The sequence below is a fragment of the Heyndrickxia acidicola genome, assembly GCF_001636425.1.
GTDB lineage: Bacteria > Bacillota > Bacilli > Bacillales > Bacillaceae_C > Bacillus_AE > Bacillus_AE acidicola.
In genome coordinates, this window is sequence record NZ_KV440953.1 from 51,919 (window position 1) to 66,565 (window position 14,647).

Annotated in this window: 12 protein-coding genes; 9 read left to right on the forward strand and 3 right to left on the reverse strand. The window is 41.2% G+C overall.

Annotation, left to right across the window (positions count from 1 at the left end):
- The first annotated feature begins 11 nt into the window (after positions 1 to 11).
- A complete protein-coding gene (locus A5N88_RS00210) occupies positions 12 to 1,322 on the forward strand; it encodes a DRTGG domain-containing protein (protein ID WP_066261568.1) in 1,311 nt (436 codons plus the stop codon).
- Positions 1,323 to 1,633: 311 nt separating this feature from the next.
- Here A5N88_RS00210 and A5N88_RS00215 read toward each other — a convergent pair whose 3' ends face one another.
- The gene (locus A5N88_RS00215) at positions 1,634 to 1,951 is read right to left on the reverse strand and encodes a YtpI family protein (protein WP_066261573.1); all 318 of its coding nucleotides are present in this window, start codon (positions 1,949 to 1,951) and stop codon (positions 1,634 to 1,636) included.
- Between the two features lie 121 nt (positions 1,952 to 2,072).
- On the opposite strand from A5N88_RS00215, the gene A5N88_RS00220 reads away from it, so the two are divergent.
- Positions 2,073 to 3,011: a DHH family phosphoesterase gene (locus A5N88_RS00220; RefSeq protein WP_066261576.1), complete on the forward strand. Its 939-nt coding sequence runs from the start codon at positions 2,073 to 2,075 to the stop codon at positions 3,009 to 3,011.
- 378 nt (positions 3,012 to 3,389) lie between these two features.
- Here the strand turns inward: A5N88_RS00220 and ytrI are convergent, their stop codons facing one another.
- Both ytrI and ytrH read right to left on the reverse strand, forming a co-directional pair.
- Entirely contained in the window at positions 3,390 to 3,893 is a 504-nt protein-coding gene (ytrI, locus tag A5N88_RS00225; RefSeq protein WP_066261579.1) for a sporulation membrane protein YtrI, read from the reverse strand.
- The gene (gene ytrH / locus A5N88_RS00230) at positions 3,890 to 4,222 is read right to left on the reverse strand and encodes a sporulation membrane protein YtrH (protein WP_066261582.1); all 333 of its coding nucleotides are present in this window, start codon (positions 4,220 to 4,222) and stop codon (positions 3,890 to 3,892) included. The genes ytrI and ytrH overlap by 4 nt, the downstream gene beginning before the upstream one ends.
- 610 nt (positions 4,223 to 4,832) lie before the next feature.
- Between ytrH and dnaE the strand changes: the two genes are divergently transcribed.
- The 7 genes from dnaE to A5N88_RS00265 all read left to right on the forward strand — a co-directional run bounded on the left by dnaE (position 4,833) and on the right by A5N88_RS00265 (position 14,632).
- Positions 4,833 to 8,180 (forward strand): DNA polymerase III subunit alpha, encoded by a 3,348-nt coding sequence (gene dnaE / locus A5N88_RS00235; protein ID WP_066261585.1) that lies wholly within the window; start codon positions 4,833 to 4,835, stop codon positions 8,178 to 8,180.
- A gap of 155 nt (positions 8,181 to 8,335) precedes the next feature.
- Positions 8,336 to 8,968: a FadR/GntR family transcriptional regulator gene (locus tag A5N88_RS00240; protein ID WP_232317492.1), complete on the forward strand. Its 633-nt coding sequence runs from the start codon at positions 8,336 to 8,338 to the stop codon at positions 8,966 to 8,968.
- Positions 8,969 to 9,185: 217 nt separating this feature from the next.
- A complete protein-coding gene (gene accD / locus A5N88_RS00245) occupies positions 9,186 to 10,055 on the forward strand; it encodes an acetyl-CoA carboxylase, carboxyltransferase subunit beta (RefSeq protein ID WP_066261588.1) in 870 nt (289 codons plus the stop codon).
- Positions 10,049 to 11,023: an acetyl-CoA carboxylase carboxyl transferase subunit alpha gene (gene accA, locus A5N88_RS00250; RefSeq protein ID WP_066261591.1), complete on the forward strand. Its 975-nt coding sequence runs from the start codon at positions 10,049 to 10,051 to the stop codon at positions 11,021 to 11,023. Before accD ends, accA begins: the two co-directional genes overlap by 7 nt.
- Before the next feature lie 272 nt (positions 11,024 to 11,295).
- Complete coding sequence (pfkA, locus tag A5N88_RS00255; protein WP_066261593.1) at positions 11,296 to 12,255, forward strand: 6-phosphofructokinase; 960 nt, start codon at positions 11,296 to 11,298, stop codon at positions 12,253 to 12,255.
- A 25-nt stretch (positions 12,256 to 12,280) separates the two neighbouring features.
- Positions 12,281 to 14,041: a pyruvate kinase gene (gene pyk, locus A5N88_RS00260; protein ID WP_066261600.1), complete on the forward strand. Its 1,761-nt coding sequence runs from the start codon at positions 12,281 to 12,283 to the stop codon at positions 14,039 to 14,041.
- Between the two features lie 207 nt (positions 14,042 to 14,248).
- Positions 14,249 to 14,632 carry an FxsA family protein gene (locus A5N88_RS00265; RefSeq protein ID WP_066261603.1) on the forward strand — a complete coding sequence of 128 codons (384 nt, stop codon included), beginning with the start codon at positions 14,249 to 14,251 and terminating at the stop codon, positions 14,630 to 14,632.
- The last annotated feature ends 15 nt before the right edge of the window (positions 14,633 to 14,647 follow it).

The following is a 14,647-nucleotide window of genomic DNA, read 5'->3' on the forward strand; positions in this document are numbered from 1 at the left end:
GGGGGAGCGGTTTGGCTACAAAGCATGAGCAAATCTTAAAATACATAGATACCCTGCCAATTGGAGAGAAAATTTCAGTCAGGCAGATCGCCAAAGCCCTGAATGTCAGTGAGGGTACTGCATATAGGGCGATAAAGGAAGCAGAAAATAAAGGCTATGTGAGTACAATTGAACGTGTAGGGACGATTAGGATAGAAAAAAAGAAAAAAGAAAATATTGAAAAGCTGACCTTTGCTGAGGTCGTGAATATCATTGACGGCCAGGTTTTGGGCGGTAAAGCAGGGCTACATAAATCCCTTACTAAATTTGTCATCGGGGCAATGAAATTAGAGGCCATGATGAAATATACAGGAGCGGGAAATTTGCTGATTGTCGGGAACCGGACAAACGCACATGAGCTGGCGCTGCGAGCAGGGGCGGCAGTATTGATTACAGGAGGGTTTGATACCTCTGACCATGTCAAAAAGCTAGCAGATGAGATGGAGCTTCCGATTCTTTCCACCAGCTACGATACATTTACTGTTGCAACGATGATCAACCGGGCCATTTATGATCAATTAATCAAAAAAGAGATTATCCTGGTGGATGACATCTTAACTCCCCTTGATAAAACGGTTTATTTAGATGCAGAGGATAGGGTGGAGGAATGGTATGCGGTTAAACGTAAAACCTCTCACTCTCGCTTCCCGGTGGTTGATGCAAATATGAAGGTATTGGGGATTGTCACATCAAAGGATATTCTGGAAGAAGAATATGCTATTAAAATTGAAAAGGTAATGACGAGAAATCCGGTTACCGTCAGTAAAAATACAAGTGTTACCGCTGCAGCCCATATGATGATTTGGGACAGTATTGAGATTCTTCCAGTTGTGGACGACTATAACCGCCTGGAGGGAATTATTAGCCGACAGGATGTCTTAAAGGCTTTGCAGATGGCACAACGGCAGCCGCAGGTAGGAGAAACCATTGATGATATCGTAACGGTACAACTGGAGTCCCCTGAGACAAAGGCGGAGGAACGGTATCTTTTTGAAGTTACTCCCCAGATGACCAATTCATTAGGAACCATCTCATATGGAGTATTTACAACACTGGTTTATGAGGCCGCCAACCGTAAGTTGCGCTATCTAAAGAAAGGGGACATTGTCATTGAAAATATGACAATATATTTTATAAAACCTGTTCAAATGGAAAGCATGATTGAAATTGTTCCAAAAGTGCTGGAGGCTGGAAGAAAGCTCGGCAAGGTGGATGTGGAGGTTTACAATCAAGGTGCTTTAGTAGGAAAAGCTCTGCTTATGTGCCAGTTGATAGAAAGGTAAAATTCTGATTTATAAACAGGCTCAGCTTTATTTCTGTGTTAACTTATTGCAGGGAGGAGACATAGAAATACGCTAGCCGCTGGAACTGGAGCTGGAAAGAGACTACAGTGGTTAAATACTTTAGGCTCTTTTCGTAAACTTTGTTGCTATTTAACACGAAAAAATAAAGAAATTCACAGGCTCTGTAGTAGAATTACTTACGAAAAGATGCGGCGAAGACTCACTTTACACGAATGTAATACTTTTACGAAAAGCAACAATCTATGGGAAAACAGCCATACTTTAAAATGATCCCTAAAAAAAGCCGCATGTTAAAAGCGGCTTTTCAAGCTATTTGCTTCTTCAAGTTCCTTGGCAGCAAAAGAGCGGTAATAAAGAAAGGACTTGCAGCCTGACCATATGCTTAATAGCCCTATTAAAATGAAAATGGAAGCAATAATGTATGTTGTGGCAGTATGATATAAATAAAGTTCATTAACCCCAAATAATCCTACAAATAAGCCAAGCGAAACACCTGATTTGCCAGAAAGATATTTTCTTACCATCGGAAGCCGGCTTCGAACAAATTTAATTTTATAATAAACATAAAAGGAAAATGATAATACAAATAGAAAGACAAGTACAGGCATTAAGCTTCCTCCCATTACATAGGCTTAGTTACCTGTAATTTTAACAGATTGGCCGGGAAAATCCATTAATTTTTCAACTATTCTATATTTATAAAATATTATTTGAAAAGGGGCCCTTGAAATGAAAGAAGAGATCCTTGAAACCATTAAACAATATCAAACCATTATTTTGCACCGCCATGTCCGTCCTGATCCAGATGCTTATGGATCGCAGGGCGGTTTAGCTGAAATACTGAAAATATCGTTTCCTGAAAAAAATATTTATGCTGTCGGAAAGCCTGAACCATCCTTGGAATTCTTAAGAACATTGGATAAGATATCGGATGAAGTCTACAAAGGGGCGCTTGTTATCGTATGTGATACAGCCAATCAAGAGAGGATTTGCGATTCAAGGTACCGATTAGGGGATAAATTAATTAAAATTGACCACCATCCAAATGAAGATCCATATGGCGACATTCTTTGGGTGGATACATCAGCTTCGTCTGTTAGTGAAATGATATATGAATTCTATTTGTACGGCCGTGAAAAAGGGTTGCAAATGAATGATGAAGCAGCCCGTCTTATCTTCGGCGGAATCGTGGGGGATACGGGAAGATTTTTATATCCCAGTACTACACAAAGAACATTTGACTATGCCGGTGAACTGATCCGTTATTCGTTTGATCGTAATGAACTATACGATCATTTATATGAATTGGAACCCAATGTCATCAAGCTGCAGGGGTATATCCTGCAAAATTATCAGCTGCTGGGGCATGGTGCTGCAGCTGTGAAGATCAAAAAAGAGCTGATGCAGGAATATAATCTGATACCTTCAGAAGCATCTCAGCTCGTAAGCTCGTTAGGGGATATCAAAGGAATAAAGGCTTGGTGTTTCTTTATAGAAGAAGATGATCAAATTCGTGTCCGCCTCCGTTCTAAAGGGCCTGTCATCAATCAAATAGCTATGCGTTACAATGGCGGCGGACATCCCCTGGCAGCAGGTGCCTCTGTTTATTCATGGGAAGATGTGGAGAAAGTTGCCGCTGATCTCGTAGCTGTATGTAAAAAAGAATGATAAGAAAAGCGGAAGCGCCTTGCTCATCGGCGTACGGATTTTGCAGGCTCCGACTGAGATAAAGGAAACACAGCGAGGAACGAGCTGATGTTGACTTATCGTAGGGAGGAGACGAAAAAATCCGCTAGCCGATAGGCGCTAGAGCTAGACAAAGAAAAGCGGAAGCGCCTTGCTCATCGGCGTACGGATTTTGCAGGCTCCGACTGAGATAAAGGAAACACAGCGAGGCAGTTCAGGCGCTGGATTTAGACAGTAACTCCATTAGTTAAATTTATCTAAGGAAAATTAATACTTATCCTATAAAAACAGGAGCCTGTTCCGGCAGGCTCCTGTTATTTGGCCGTTTTAAAAATGTCCGCTTTCTTCCGAAAAGTCACTCTACGCAAGCTTGAGCTCAAGGTTGACGACTATATTGGAGTAGAAAAAAATATCCTTTATGACCAGTTTGTATCGCCGGTTATTAATGGTGATGGTTTTATTTTCTAGTGTTTTTAAAATCAATTCCCTGTTCTTATAAACGGTATCCAAATCCTTGGCCAGTAAAGAATTTAAATCTTTTTTTATGGCTTCCTCTGCTTCAAAAATACTCTGGGAATCTACAATATTATATTTTTTATAATTGTTGATCTTTACCTGCAGATTCTGAACAATGAGGAGTTCAGCGTTTTTTTGATTGATTTGCTTATATTCCTTTTGCCAAATTAAAATATCATTTTGGAGGTCTTCAATTATACTTTTCTGTGTACTAATTTTTTTGGATTGCTTCTCCTGCAAAGCACCGAACATAAATAGAAAAATAATCCAGCTCAAGCATCCGCCTACTACAGCACCTGCCAAAAAGCGCTGCCAGCTTGGCTTTCGGTACAATGGCGGCACTCTCATGAAACATGCTCCTGTGTCAGCCAGAGTATGATTAATGCAGCTGTCTGTGCCCCGCCCATTGCAGAAAGGATCAGCATGAATTGTTTTAAAAGATCTTTTGTTTCCCCTTGTAAAAACCCTCTTTCAAAACTATAAACGGTGTCAAATGTTCCTCCAATTGCTGCAATAATGGCCCATATTCTAAGGCCGTTGGCAATCTTTGTAATCTCTGTTAAAAGGGGTTGTCCGGTAACAAATGCAGCAAGGCCGCCGATTAATGTACCTCCCAGCATCACACCGAGTGCAATAAAATAACTGTTGATAAAAGCGGGAAAAAAAGCTTCATTCATGTTAATCATCCCTTTAATTGTAAATTTTTTTGTTTACCATCCAAAAAAGAGCAGGCAAAACGGGTGAAGATGTTAGACGGCAAATCGCTCTAACATGAATATATTTGCAAGGCTCTTTTCGGAGATGTTGTTAGCTTTTTAAGAATGACTGGGAAAAGAGAGGCCCGGCTTGCACTAAGGAAAAGATACCAAGTGTCTCATGATATGTGAGCCTTGATGAAAAACAACAATCTAAGCAGCAACTACTAGTTAATGTATATGGGACGACACCCTAACTTATGAAATCGAACATATTTTCTTTTTTTGAATAACCGATTTATAATAGTAGAAAGCGGCTTTACATAGAGTGTTGTTTACTGAAAAGACCAAGCCTGTAAGAAGCCAAAGATGAGATTGATAAGAAGAAATTAGGAAGCGCCATGCTCATCGGCGTACGGATTTCAGATTCATCGACGGAGATAAAGGAAACTAGATGTTGGTTCATCTTAGTGAGGGGACGCAGAAATCCGCCGGCCTAATAGGGGCTGTAACCTGACATTGACTACTTTTGTTGAATACTTCATTTAATAAAAAATTTTATACTTATCCATTAAAAAAAGGGGGGATACCCTTGTCGTTTATACATCTCCAAATTGCCTCAGCGTACAGTCTGTTATCCAGCACCATCTCCATTGAGAGGCTGGTTCAGAAAGCAAAGGAAATGAAGTATCAAACCCTTGCTATCACAGACAGGAATGTGTTGTATGGAGCCATTCCATTTTATAAAGAGTGCAAGGCACAGGGCATAAAACCGATTATTGGTTTGACGGCAGACGTAAAGAGTGAAATTGAACCGGGAATGTCATATCCTATCGTTCTTTTAGCGAAAAGCTTTAAAGGCTACCAGAATCTCATGAAAATTTCCAGTACGATTCAAACAAAAGCTCAGGATGGAATTCCTTTAAAATGGCTGAAGGGGTATCGTGAGGACTTATACGCCTTTACTCCTGGAATCACAGGGGAAGTAGAACAATTTCTGCTGAATAATGAAGTGGAAAAAGCTGAAAACGCAGCAAAGAACTATCAGATGTTATTCGAAAAGGACGCCTTTTTCCTATCGCTGCAAAGGCACAGGGTACATCAGGAAGAAACCATCTTCTCAAGGCTTAAACAAATCAGTAAAAAGCTTGGCATCAAAATGATCGTTTCAAATGATGTACAGTATCTTGAACAGCAGGATGCCTTCAGCCATGAGTGTCTTCTTGCCATCAGGGATGGAGTGAAGCTTTCTGATGAAGAGCGGCCAAAGCTTCCATCTGAAGAATATTATTTAAAGCCGGCAAAAGATATGGCCGAGCTATTTTCTGATGAAATAGAAGCACTTGAAACTACCTGGATGGTTTCAGAGGCCTGCCGGTTTGATCTTCCTTTCAATCAGAGGCTGCTGCCAAAATTCCCGCTGGAGGAAGGGACAACAGCAGGTGATCTTTTAAGAATTACTTGTCAGGAAGGGCTTAGAAGAAGGCTGGAGCATCCCGGAACTCTCTATTTGGAACGGCTGGATTATGAACTGAAAATCATTGATGAGATGGGTTTTAATGATTACTTTCTAATTGTTTGGGATTTCATGGAATTTTCGAGGAGACAAGGTATCCTGACGGGTCCGGGAAGGGGATCTGCAGCCGGATCATTAGTGGCATATGCACTCGGCATAACAGACGTAGACCCAATAGAATATGATTTGTTGTTTGAGCGTTTCTTAAATCCCGAACGGGTTTCCATGCCCGATATTGATATCGACTTTCCTGATCACAGAAGGGAAGAAGTGATTCAATACGTAACCAATAAATACGGTTCCCTTCATGTTTCACAAATTATCACTTTTGGCACCTTTGCTGCTAAGGCTGCGGTTCGGGATGTGGCAAGGATCTTCGGATTTAATTCGAAAGAACTCGAGTTTCTTTCCCGCCATGTTTCATCACGAAGCGGTTTAAGGAATGCCTTGAAGGAGTCAGAAAAACTCAGGAGCTTTGTAGAAGAATCTGATTTAAACACCAAACTCTTCGATACGGCCATGCGGCTTGAAGGGCTGCCGCGCCACGCTTCAACGCACGCGGCAGGGGTAGTCATGAGCGAGCTGCCGCTTGTAAACATTATTCCCATTCAGGAAGGCCACGATGGCGTTTATTTAACCCAATATCCAATGGAGGTCCTAGAGGAAATCGGCCTTTTGAAAATGGATTTCCTTGGCCTGCGCAACCTCACCATTCTTGAAAGAATTGTCACCAATATTCAAAAAGGCACAAAGAAAAGGCTCGACATCAAACAGCTTCCTCTGGACGATAAAGAGACCTATCAGCTTTTATCCCGCGGCTTTACAACAGGGATTTTCCAGCTGGAATCAGAGGGAATGCGAAATGTCCTGATAAGACTTGTGCCTACCCATTTTGAGGATATTGTCGCAGTAAATGCATTATACCGGCCGGGTCCTATGGAAAATATTCCGATGTACATTGAAAGAAAACACGGACAGGCCAAAAATTCCTATCCCCATCCTGATTTGAAGCCGATCCTGGAGAAAACATACGGTGTAATTGTCTATCAAGAGCAAATTATGCAGATTGCCTCAAAAATGGCCGGCTTTTCATTAGGGGAAGCAGATTTGCTTCGCCGGGCAGTCAGCAAGAAAAAGAAAGAAGTGCTGGACTACGAAAGAACCCATTTTGTAGATGGAGCTTTAACAAAAGGTTATGACGAAAGGACGGCCAATGAGATCTATGACTTAATTGTGCGCTTTGCAAACTATGGATTTAACCGGAGTCATGCTGTCGCATACAGTTTAATTGCGTATCAGTTAGCCTATTTGAAAGCTCATTATCCATTGTACTTTATGGCAGCTCTTTTAACGTCTGTTGTTGGGAATGAAGATAAAACAGCCCAATACGTAAGGGAGGCAAATCAATTTCAAATTGAGATTCTTCCTCCATCCATCAATCACAGCCTGTTTCCGTTTAGTGTAGAGAAGGGAGCCATCCGTTACAGCCTTGCAGGAATCAAAGGCATCGGTGCTTCTGTACTAAAGCAAATTCTGGCTGCACGCCAGTCCAAGCCATTTAAAGATTTATTTGACTTCTGCCTGCGTGCTCCTGGAATTAATCGGAAAACGCTCGAAAGTCTTGTTTTATCTGGTGCGCTTGATGAATTTGGCATGGACAGGGCTGTACTGCTGGCAAATATTGATGTTGCGCTAGAACACGCAGAATTAATGCGTCCATCAGGGGAGGGGCCAGATTTATTTTCCAACGAGGAGCTCTTTCAACTTGAGCCCAAGTATATTGAAGTTGAGCCGATGGAAATGAGTGACAAGCTGGCACTGGAAAAGCAGGTACTTGGGTTATATTTATCAGACCATCCTGTCAGCCCGTACGAGAAAGCATTGACGCAAGCAGGCTCAACTCATGTTTTTCAATTGAAAGCCGGGCAGCGAAATGCCATAGTGGGGGCTTATTTGACCGAGATAAAACCCATCCGCACAAAAAAAGGCGAAATGATGGCCTTTCTGACTGCAAGTGATGCGACTGGCGACGTCGAGGGAGTGATCTTCCCGGCGGTTTACAGGCTTCATTCTGCTATATGCCAGCAAGGCAGCGTAGTATTGCTGAAAGGTCATGTTGAAGAGAGAAATGGGAAATTGCAATTTATTGTCCAAAAACTTGAGGAAGCAGAGAGCATAAAGAACCTGGAAATGACGAAAGAAAAACTGTACATTAGAGTCCCGAAAGATCATCACGATACCGAAATGCTTAAAGAAATTAATGCCATTTTAAAAAAATACAAAGGCAATACGCCGGTTATTTTGTATTACGAGGACCGGAACCAAACCCTCCAGCTGTCTGAAAAAGATTGGATTCAACCGGTGGCGAACTTCCTTGATGAATTAAAAGCATTGCTGGGTGTTTCGAACGTCATCCTGAAATAGTATTTCATCCCGCAGACGATTATGGTATATTATTGTAGAGACATTGTGGTCTGACCACTGGAAAATTAAAGGAATTGCCAGTTTGCTGCAATGGAATGCGTGTGAATAAAACAATAAATAATTCTTGCTTTTACGTGAGGATGAGTGATGAGTTAGTGAAATCAGCGAATAGTAATACTAAGGTATTTCAGGAAATAGTAGGCCAAATAAGACAAATCGTTTCAGATGATAAGCTTTTGCCTGGAGATAAGCTCCCTTCGGAACGTGAATTATCAGAGCGCCTCCATGCAGGACGCTCTTCTGTGCGTGAAGGATTGAGGGCGCTGGAGCTGCTTGGATTGATAGAAACAAGAAGAGGGGAAGGCACTTTTCTTCGAGATTTTACTAACCATCATTTAGTGGAATTAATCAGTACGTTCATTTTACAGGATGAAAAAGTAAAGCTGGATGTCTTAGTTACGAAAGGCCTAATAGAAATGGATGCAATCCGCACTATGGTTGATAATGATTTCAATGTACAAGCCATTGAAGAATTAAAATTGAAATTAACCAAAGGCTATTACGGAAATACGGATGAATTCTGGAACGATTTGTATTCGGTAACGCCAAATAAGCTGCTTTATAAAATTTGGTTGATCCTCAAGGACTATTCATCAGGTTTGCATACGGTGAGGGAAGAAAAAATTACTGACTGCAAACTCAAGCTTTTAGATGCTATCCTGAACCGAGACCTTGGCCGTGCTCTTAATGTACACGGGGAGCTGCGGGAAATGTCGTTAAGCAATTGACATGGTCTAACAAAATTTTAATTTTTCATACGTTACATTTACACAGGAAGATACAAGAAGAAAACATATTATAAAATCTGCATTTTTAATTTACATGCTAGTTCTAAATGCAGAGGATTAGAACCCCTGCAGCTGATAAATAATCATCGGCTACAAAACTAAAAAAAGCAGAAGGGGCGGACAGCCCCCTAAAAGCCAGACAAAGGAGGAGCAACCTTTGCTAAAAGACTTTTTTTCAAAACCAAAAAAGAAAAAATACGCAACGATACCTTCAGACTCTACAAGGAAAGATGTTCCTGAAGGTATTATGTCAAAGTGTCCAAGCTGCCGTAAAATTATGTATACAAAAGAGCTGGAAAAAAATTTAAAGGTATGCCTGCACTGTCATTATCATTATCCAATGAATGCATTTGAAAGGGTAGACAGTTTTCTTGATGAAGGGACTTTTAAGGAACTCGATCACGATTTGAAATCCGTAAACCCTTTGAATTTTCCTGATTATGTGGAGAAGCTGGAAAAAGATATTAAAAAGACCCATATGAATGAAGCAGTACTGACAGGGTCGGGAAAAATAAACAATCATGACATTGTAACAGCCATTATGGATTCTACGTTCAGAATGGGAAGCATGGGTTCTGTTGTTGGAGAAAAAATAACCAGGGCAATTGAAGAGGCAGATAAGCTGGGAGTTCCTTTTATTATCTTTACAGCCTCCGGGGGGGCCAGAATGCAGGAAGGCGTTTTGTCCTTAATGCAGATGGCAAAAACAAGTGCGGCTCTTCAAAAGTTCAGCCATAATGGCGGATTAATCATCTCTATCATGACGCATCCGACAACAGGCGGGGTTTCTGCCAGTTTCGCGTCTTTAGGAGACTTTAATTTTGCCGAGCCACAGGCATTAATTGGCTTTGCCGGAAGGCGCATCATCGAGCAAACCATTAGGGAAGAACTTCCTGAGGATTTCCAAACTGCTGAATTTCTTCTTAAGCATGGACAGCTGGATGCTGTTATCCCAAGGGAAGAACTAAGGGATAAAATCACCACAGTCCTTGAAATTCATCAACAAGAAGGTGAATTAACATGGTAAATGAATTAGAATTTGAAAAGCCATTAGTCGAGCTTCAAAAGAAAATAGAGGAATTAAAAGAGTTTACAAAGGATTCAGATGTGGACCTTACTTCTGAAATTACCAAACTTGAAGCCAGATATAAAAAACTCGAAAATGAAATTTATCAAAGCATGAAGCCTTGGGATAGGGTTCAGGTTGCAAGGCATCCAAACAGGCCGACTACTTTGGATTATATTAAGCATCTGTTTACTGATTTCTTTGAGCTTCATGGAGACCGGTTATTTGGGGATGATGAAGCCATTGTCGCGGGCATTGCCAAGTATAAAGGACTTCCTGTGACAGTAATGGGCCATCAACGAGGCAAGGATACAAAAGAAAATATTAGACGGAATTTCGGCATGCCCCATCCTGAAGGATATCGAAAGGCATTGCGCTTAATGAAGCAGGCGGATAAATTTAATCGTCCGATCATTTGTTTTATAGATACAAAAGGAGCTTATCCGGGCAAGGCTGCGGAAGAGCGGGGACAAAGCGAAGCGATTGCTAGAAACCTATTTGAAATGGCTGGATTAAGCGTTCCTGTCATTTGTGTTGTTATTGGAGAAGGCGGAAGCGGAGGGGCTTTAGCGCTTGGACTTGGGAATCACATCCACATGCTTGAAAACTCCATCTATTCCGTTATCTCACCAGAAGGAGCTGCATCCATCCTCTGGAAGGATGCATCAAAAGCCAAGCTGGCTGCAGAATCAATGAGGATTACAGCTCCGGATTTGAAAGAGCTTGGAATCATTGATGATATTATTCCGGAAGTAAAAGGCGGTGCACACAGGGATATTAAGGCTCAAGCCGAATTTATCGGAAGTGCTCTGGAAAAATCCCTGAAGGAATTGCTGCCATTAACATCGGAACAGCTTATTGAAAGCCGTTATGAAAAATACAAGATGATGGGCAAGTTCTCTGAAGAGAAGGATTACGCAAATATTTAAAATGGTTAGGCAATTGATGGTATTCAATTGCCTACTATATTTGTTTTTAAACATCTACATATCATTTTAAAGCGAAATCAACATATGAATTTTAATGTGAAGGTAACGCTTACAGTAATTTTATATTTTTGAATGTATTTCCTTTCGTTTGAATTCGTTGAGAATACATGGCGAAAGTGGTATTTTAGAATTATTCAAGGGCTCTTATTTATTCTTTTAAGCGTTTCTTCAAGCAGACAAGATCTTTTTATTACTATTTTGGGGTGATAAGTGTGAAACGTATTGGAGTTCTGACAAGCGGGGGCGATGCGCCCGGCATGAATGCTGCCATTCGAGCGGTTGTCCGTAAAGCAATTTATCATGGTTTAGAGGTTTATGGCATTAAGCAAGGGTATAATGGTCTTATAAACGGTAAAATAGAAAAAATGGAGCTTGGTTCTGTTGGAGATATTATCCAAAGGGGAGGAACCGTTCTCCGCTCTGCACGCTGTGAAGAATTTAAAACGAAAGAAGGCCAGGCAAAAGGAATTGAGCAGTTAAAGAAACATGGAATTGAAGGGCTGGTTGTCATTGGAGGCGATGGATCCTATCAGGGAGCGAAAGCCTTAACAGAGCAAGGTTTCCCTTGTGTGGGAGTACCTGGCACGATTGATAATGATATTCCAGGAACAGATTTCACCATCGGTTTTGATACTGCTTTAAATACAGTTCTTGATTCAATCGATAAAATTAGGGACACTGCATCCTCACATGAGAGAACTTTTGTTATTGAAGTAATGGGAAGGCACGCAGGAGATATTGCTCTATGGTCTGGTCTTGCAGGCGGTGCGGAAACAATCCTGATCCCTGAAGAAGCGTATAGTATGGATGAAATAACGGAAAGACTTAAAAATGGCAGTGAACGCGGTAAAAAACACAGTATTATTATTGTGGCTGAAGGAGTCGTTAAGGCCCACAGAATTGCCGAAGAACTTGAAAAAGTAACAACCTATGATACAAGGGTATCCGTACTGGGCCATGTGCAGCGCGGCGGCACACCGACTGCATTTGACAGGGTGCTGGCAAGCCGTTTGGGTGCAAGGGCAGTAGAGTTGTTGATGGAAGGCAGGGGCGGCAGGGCCGTAGGTATTGTCAAAAATGAATTAGTAGATGATGATATTTTGGAAATCTTAAGAAGGCCGCACCAGATAAACATGGATATCTATAAACTATCCCATGTTTTATCGATATAACAGATGAACTATCGGAGGAATTAAAGTGAAGAAAACAAAAATAGTTTGTACAATTGGACCAGCCAGCGAAAGTGTGGAAATGCTGGAAAAACTCATGAATGCTGGAATGAACGTTGCTCGATTAAACTTTTCACATGGTGATTTTGAAGAGCATGGTGCAAGAATCAACAATATACGGACAGCAGCTAAAAATACGAAAAAAAATGTTGCGATCCTGCTTGATACAAAAGGACCGGAAATTCGTACACACAATATGGAAAATGGCGGTTTTGAATTAACACAAGGCAAAACGGTTACGATTGCAATGGAAGAAGTTCTTGGTACTCCTGAGAAGTTTTCCATTAGCTATCCAGGTTTAATCGATGACGTCCAAGAAGGGTCTAAAATTTTATTAGATGATGGATTAATTGAATTAGAAGTGATTGGAATCGATAGGAATAAAAAGGAAATTAATACAAAAATCCTTAATACAGGCATGATTAAAAATAAAAAAGGTGTAAATGTCCCTGGTGTTTCTGTCAGTCTGCCTGGTATTACGGAAAAGGATGCAAAAGATATTCTTTTTGGTATTGAGCAGGGTGTTGACTTTATTGCGGCTTCCTTTGTAAGACGTGCATCTGATGTGTTGGAAATCAGACAAATATTAGAAGAAAATAATGCAATACATATCCAAATCATCCCTAAGATTGAAAATCAGGAGGGTGTTGACAATATAGACGAAATCCTTGCTGTTTCTGATGGATTAATGGTAGCAAGGGGAGATTTAGGTGTTGAAATCCCAACTGAAGCAGTTCCACTTGTTCAGAAGGAACTAATTAAAAAATGCAATGAGCTGGGTAAGCCTGTTATTACAGCGACTCAAATGCTTGATTCTATGCAGCGCAATCCAAGGCCGACACGTGCGGAAGCAAGTGATGTTGCCAACGCTATCTTTGACGGTACAGATGCCATAATGCTTTCTGGTGAAACGGCTGCAGGAAGCTATCCGGCTGAAGCTGTCCAAACCATGTACAACATCGCGATTCATGTTGAGAAGGCTTTGGATCATCAGGCTATTTTGGCTAACCGCAGCAAAGACAGCGGCCGCAATTTAACAGATGCCATCTGTCAATCTGTTGCTCATACAGCCATTAATCTAGATGTTAATGCAGTTGTGACTCCTACAGAGAGTGGTCATACAGCCCGCATGATTTCTAAATACCGTCCGAAGTCACCTATTATTGCGGTCACTTCTCAAGAGAAAGTATTAAGAAGCTTAGCGCTAGTTTGGGGCGTGTACCCTGAGCTTGGAGAGAAAATGTCTTCTACGGACGAAATGCTTGATTTGGCTGTTGAAAAAAGTATTGAAAGCGGAGTTGTGAAACATGGTGATGTTGTCGTCATTACAGCTGGTGTACCAGTAGGCGAAGCAGGCACAACGAACCTCATGAAGGTCCATGTTGTAGGGGACCTTTTGGCGAAAGGTCAAGGTTTAGGCCGCAAAACGGTTTATGGAAAAGTTGTAACAGCAAAATCCAGTAAAGAAGCACAGAAAAAAGTGACTCCTGGATCTATTCTTGTCACAATTGGTACAGATAAAGATATGGTTTCTGTAATGGAACATTGCAGTGCTGTAATTACGGAAGAAGGCGGATTGACAAGCCATGCTGCTGTAGTTGGTATTTCAATGGGCATTCCTGTCATTGTAGGTGTAGAAGGTGCTACTTCCAAGCTTCATGACGGCCAGGAAATCACTGTTGATACATCACACGGCATTATCTATAACGGACACGCCGGAGTGCTGTAAGAGTTTAAATAAGAAAATTGCAGGGGCAAACTCTGCAATTTTCTTTTATAATGGGGTAAATTCATTGGGAAAGCTCATTTTCGTGTTTCCTTTATCTAATTAAAGTCGTGCAGTCCATCTATCGCTGAACGTCGTTTTCTGCTTTTCTGATTGTCCAGCTGCAGGTTTTGAAGGCATCTTCCGCTTTTCTTTAAAGGAGGAATACTTTTGCGGTATCTGTTCTTTTTAATTATTGTTGTTCCTGCTATTGAAATTGGGTTATTTATACTTTCAGGGAAACTGATAGGTGTTTTCCCTACAATCTGTCTTATTATCTTTACAGGCATATTAGGAGCTTATCTGGCGAAGAAGCAGGGAATAGAAACGCTGAGAAGATTGCAGGAGGATCTCAGGAGCGGGAGAATGCCGGGGGAAGCCATTACAGATGGTGTCTGTATTTTGAGCGGGGGGATTTTTTTAATCACTCCTGGATTTATTACCGATATTCTCGGTTTGCTCCTTCTTATGCCGGCTACAAGAAAATGGTTCAAGCCGCTTTTATATCGCATATTCAGAAAATGGATGCGGCGTAAAACCGTTATTCTTCGTTAACGAATTACACACATA

Bases quoted from the DNA above. Each gene is read 5' to 3' on its own strand.
- A5N88_RS00215 (WP_066261573.1), bottom strand. From the start codon at position 1,951: ATGCCTGTACTTGTCTTTCTATTTGTATTATCATTTTCCTTTTATGTT.
- A5N88_RS00220 (WP_066261576.1), top strand. From the start codon at position 2,073: ATGAAAGAAGAGATCCTTGAAACCATTAAACAATATCAAACCATTATT.
- ytrI (WP_066261579.1), bottom strand. From the start codon at position 3,893: ATGAGAGTGCCGCCATTGTACCGAAAGCCAAGCTGGCAGCGCTTTTTG.
- ytrH (WP_066261582.1), bottom strand. From the start codon at position 4,222: ATGAATGAAGCTTTTTTTCCCGCTTTTATCAACAGTTATTTTATTGCA.
- accA (WP_066261591.1), top strand. From the start codon at position 10,049: ATGGTAAATGAATTAGAATTTGAAAAGCCATTAGTCGAGCTTCAAAAG.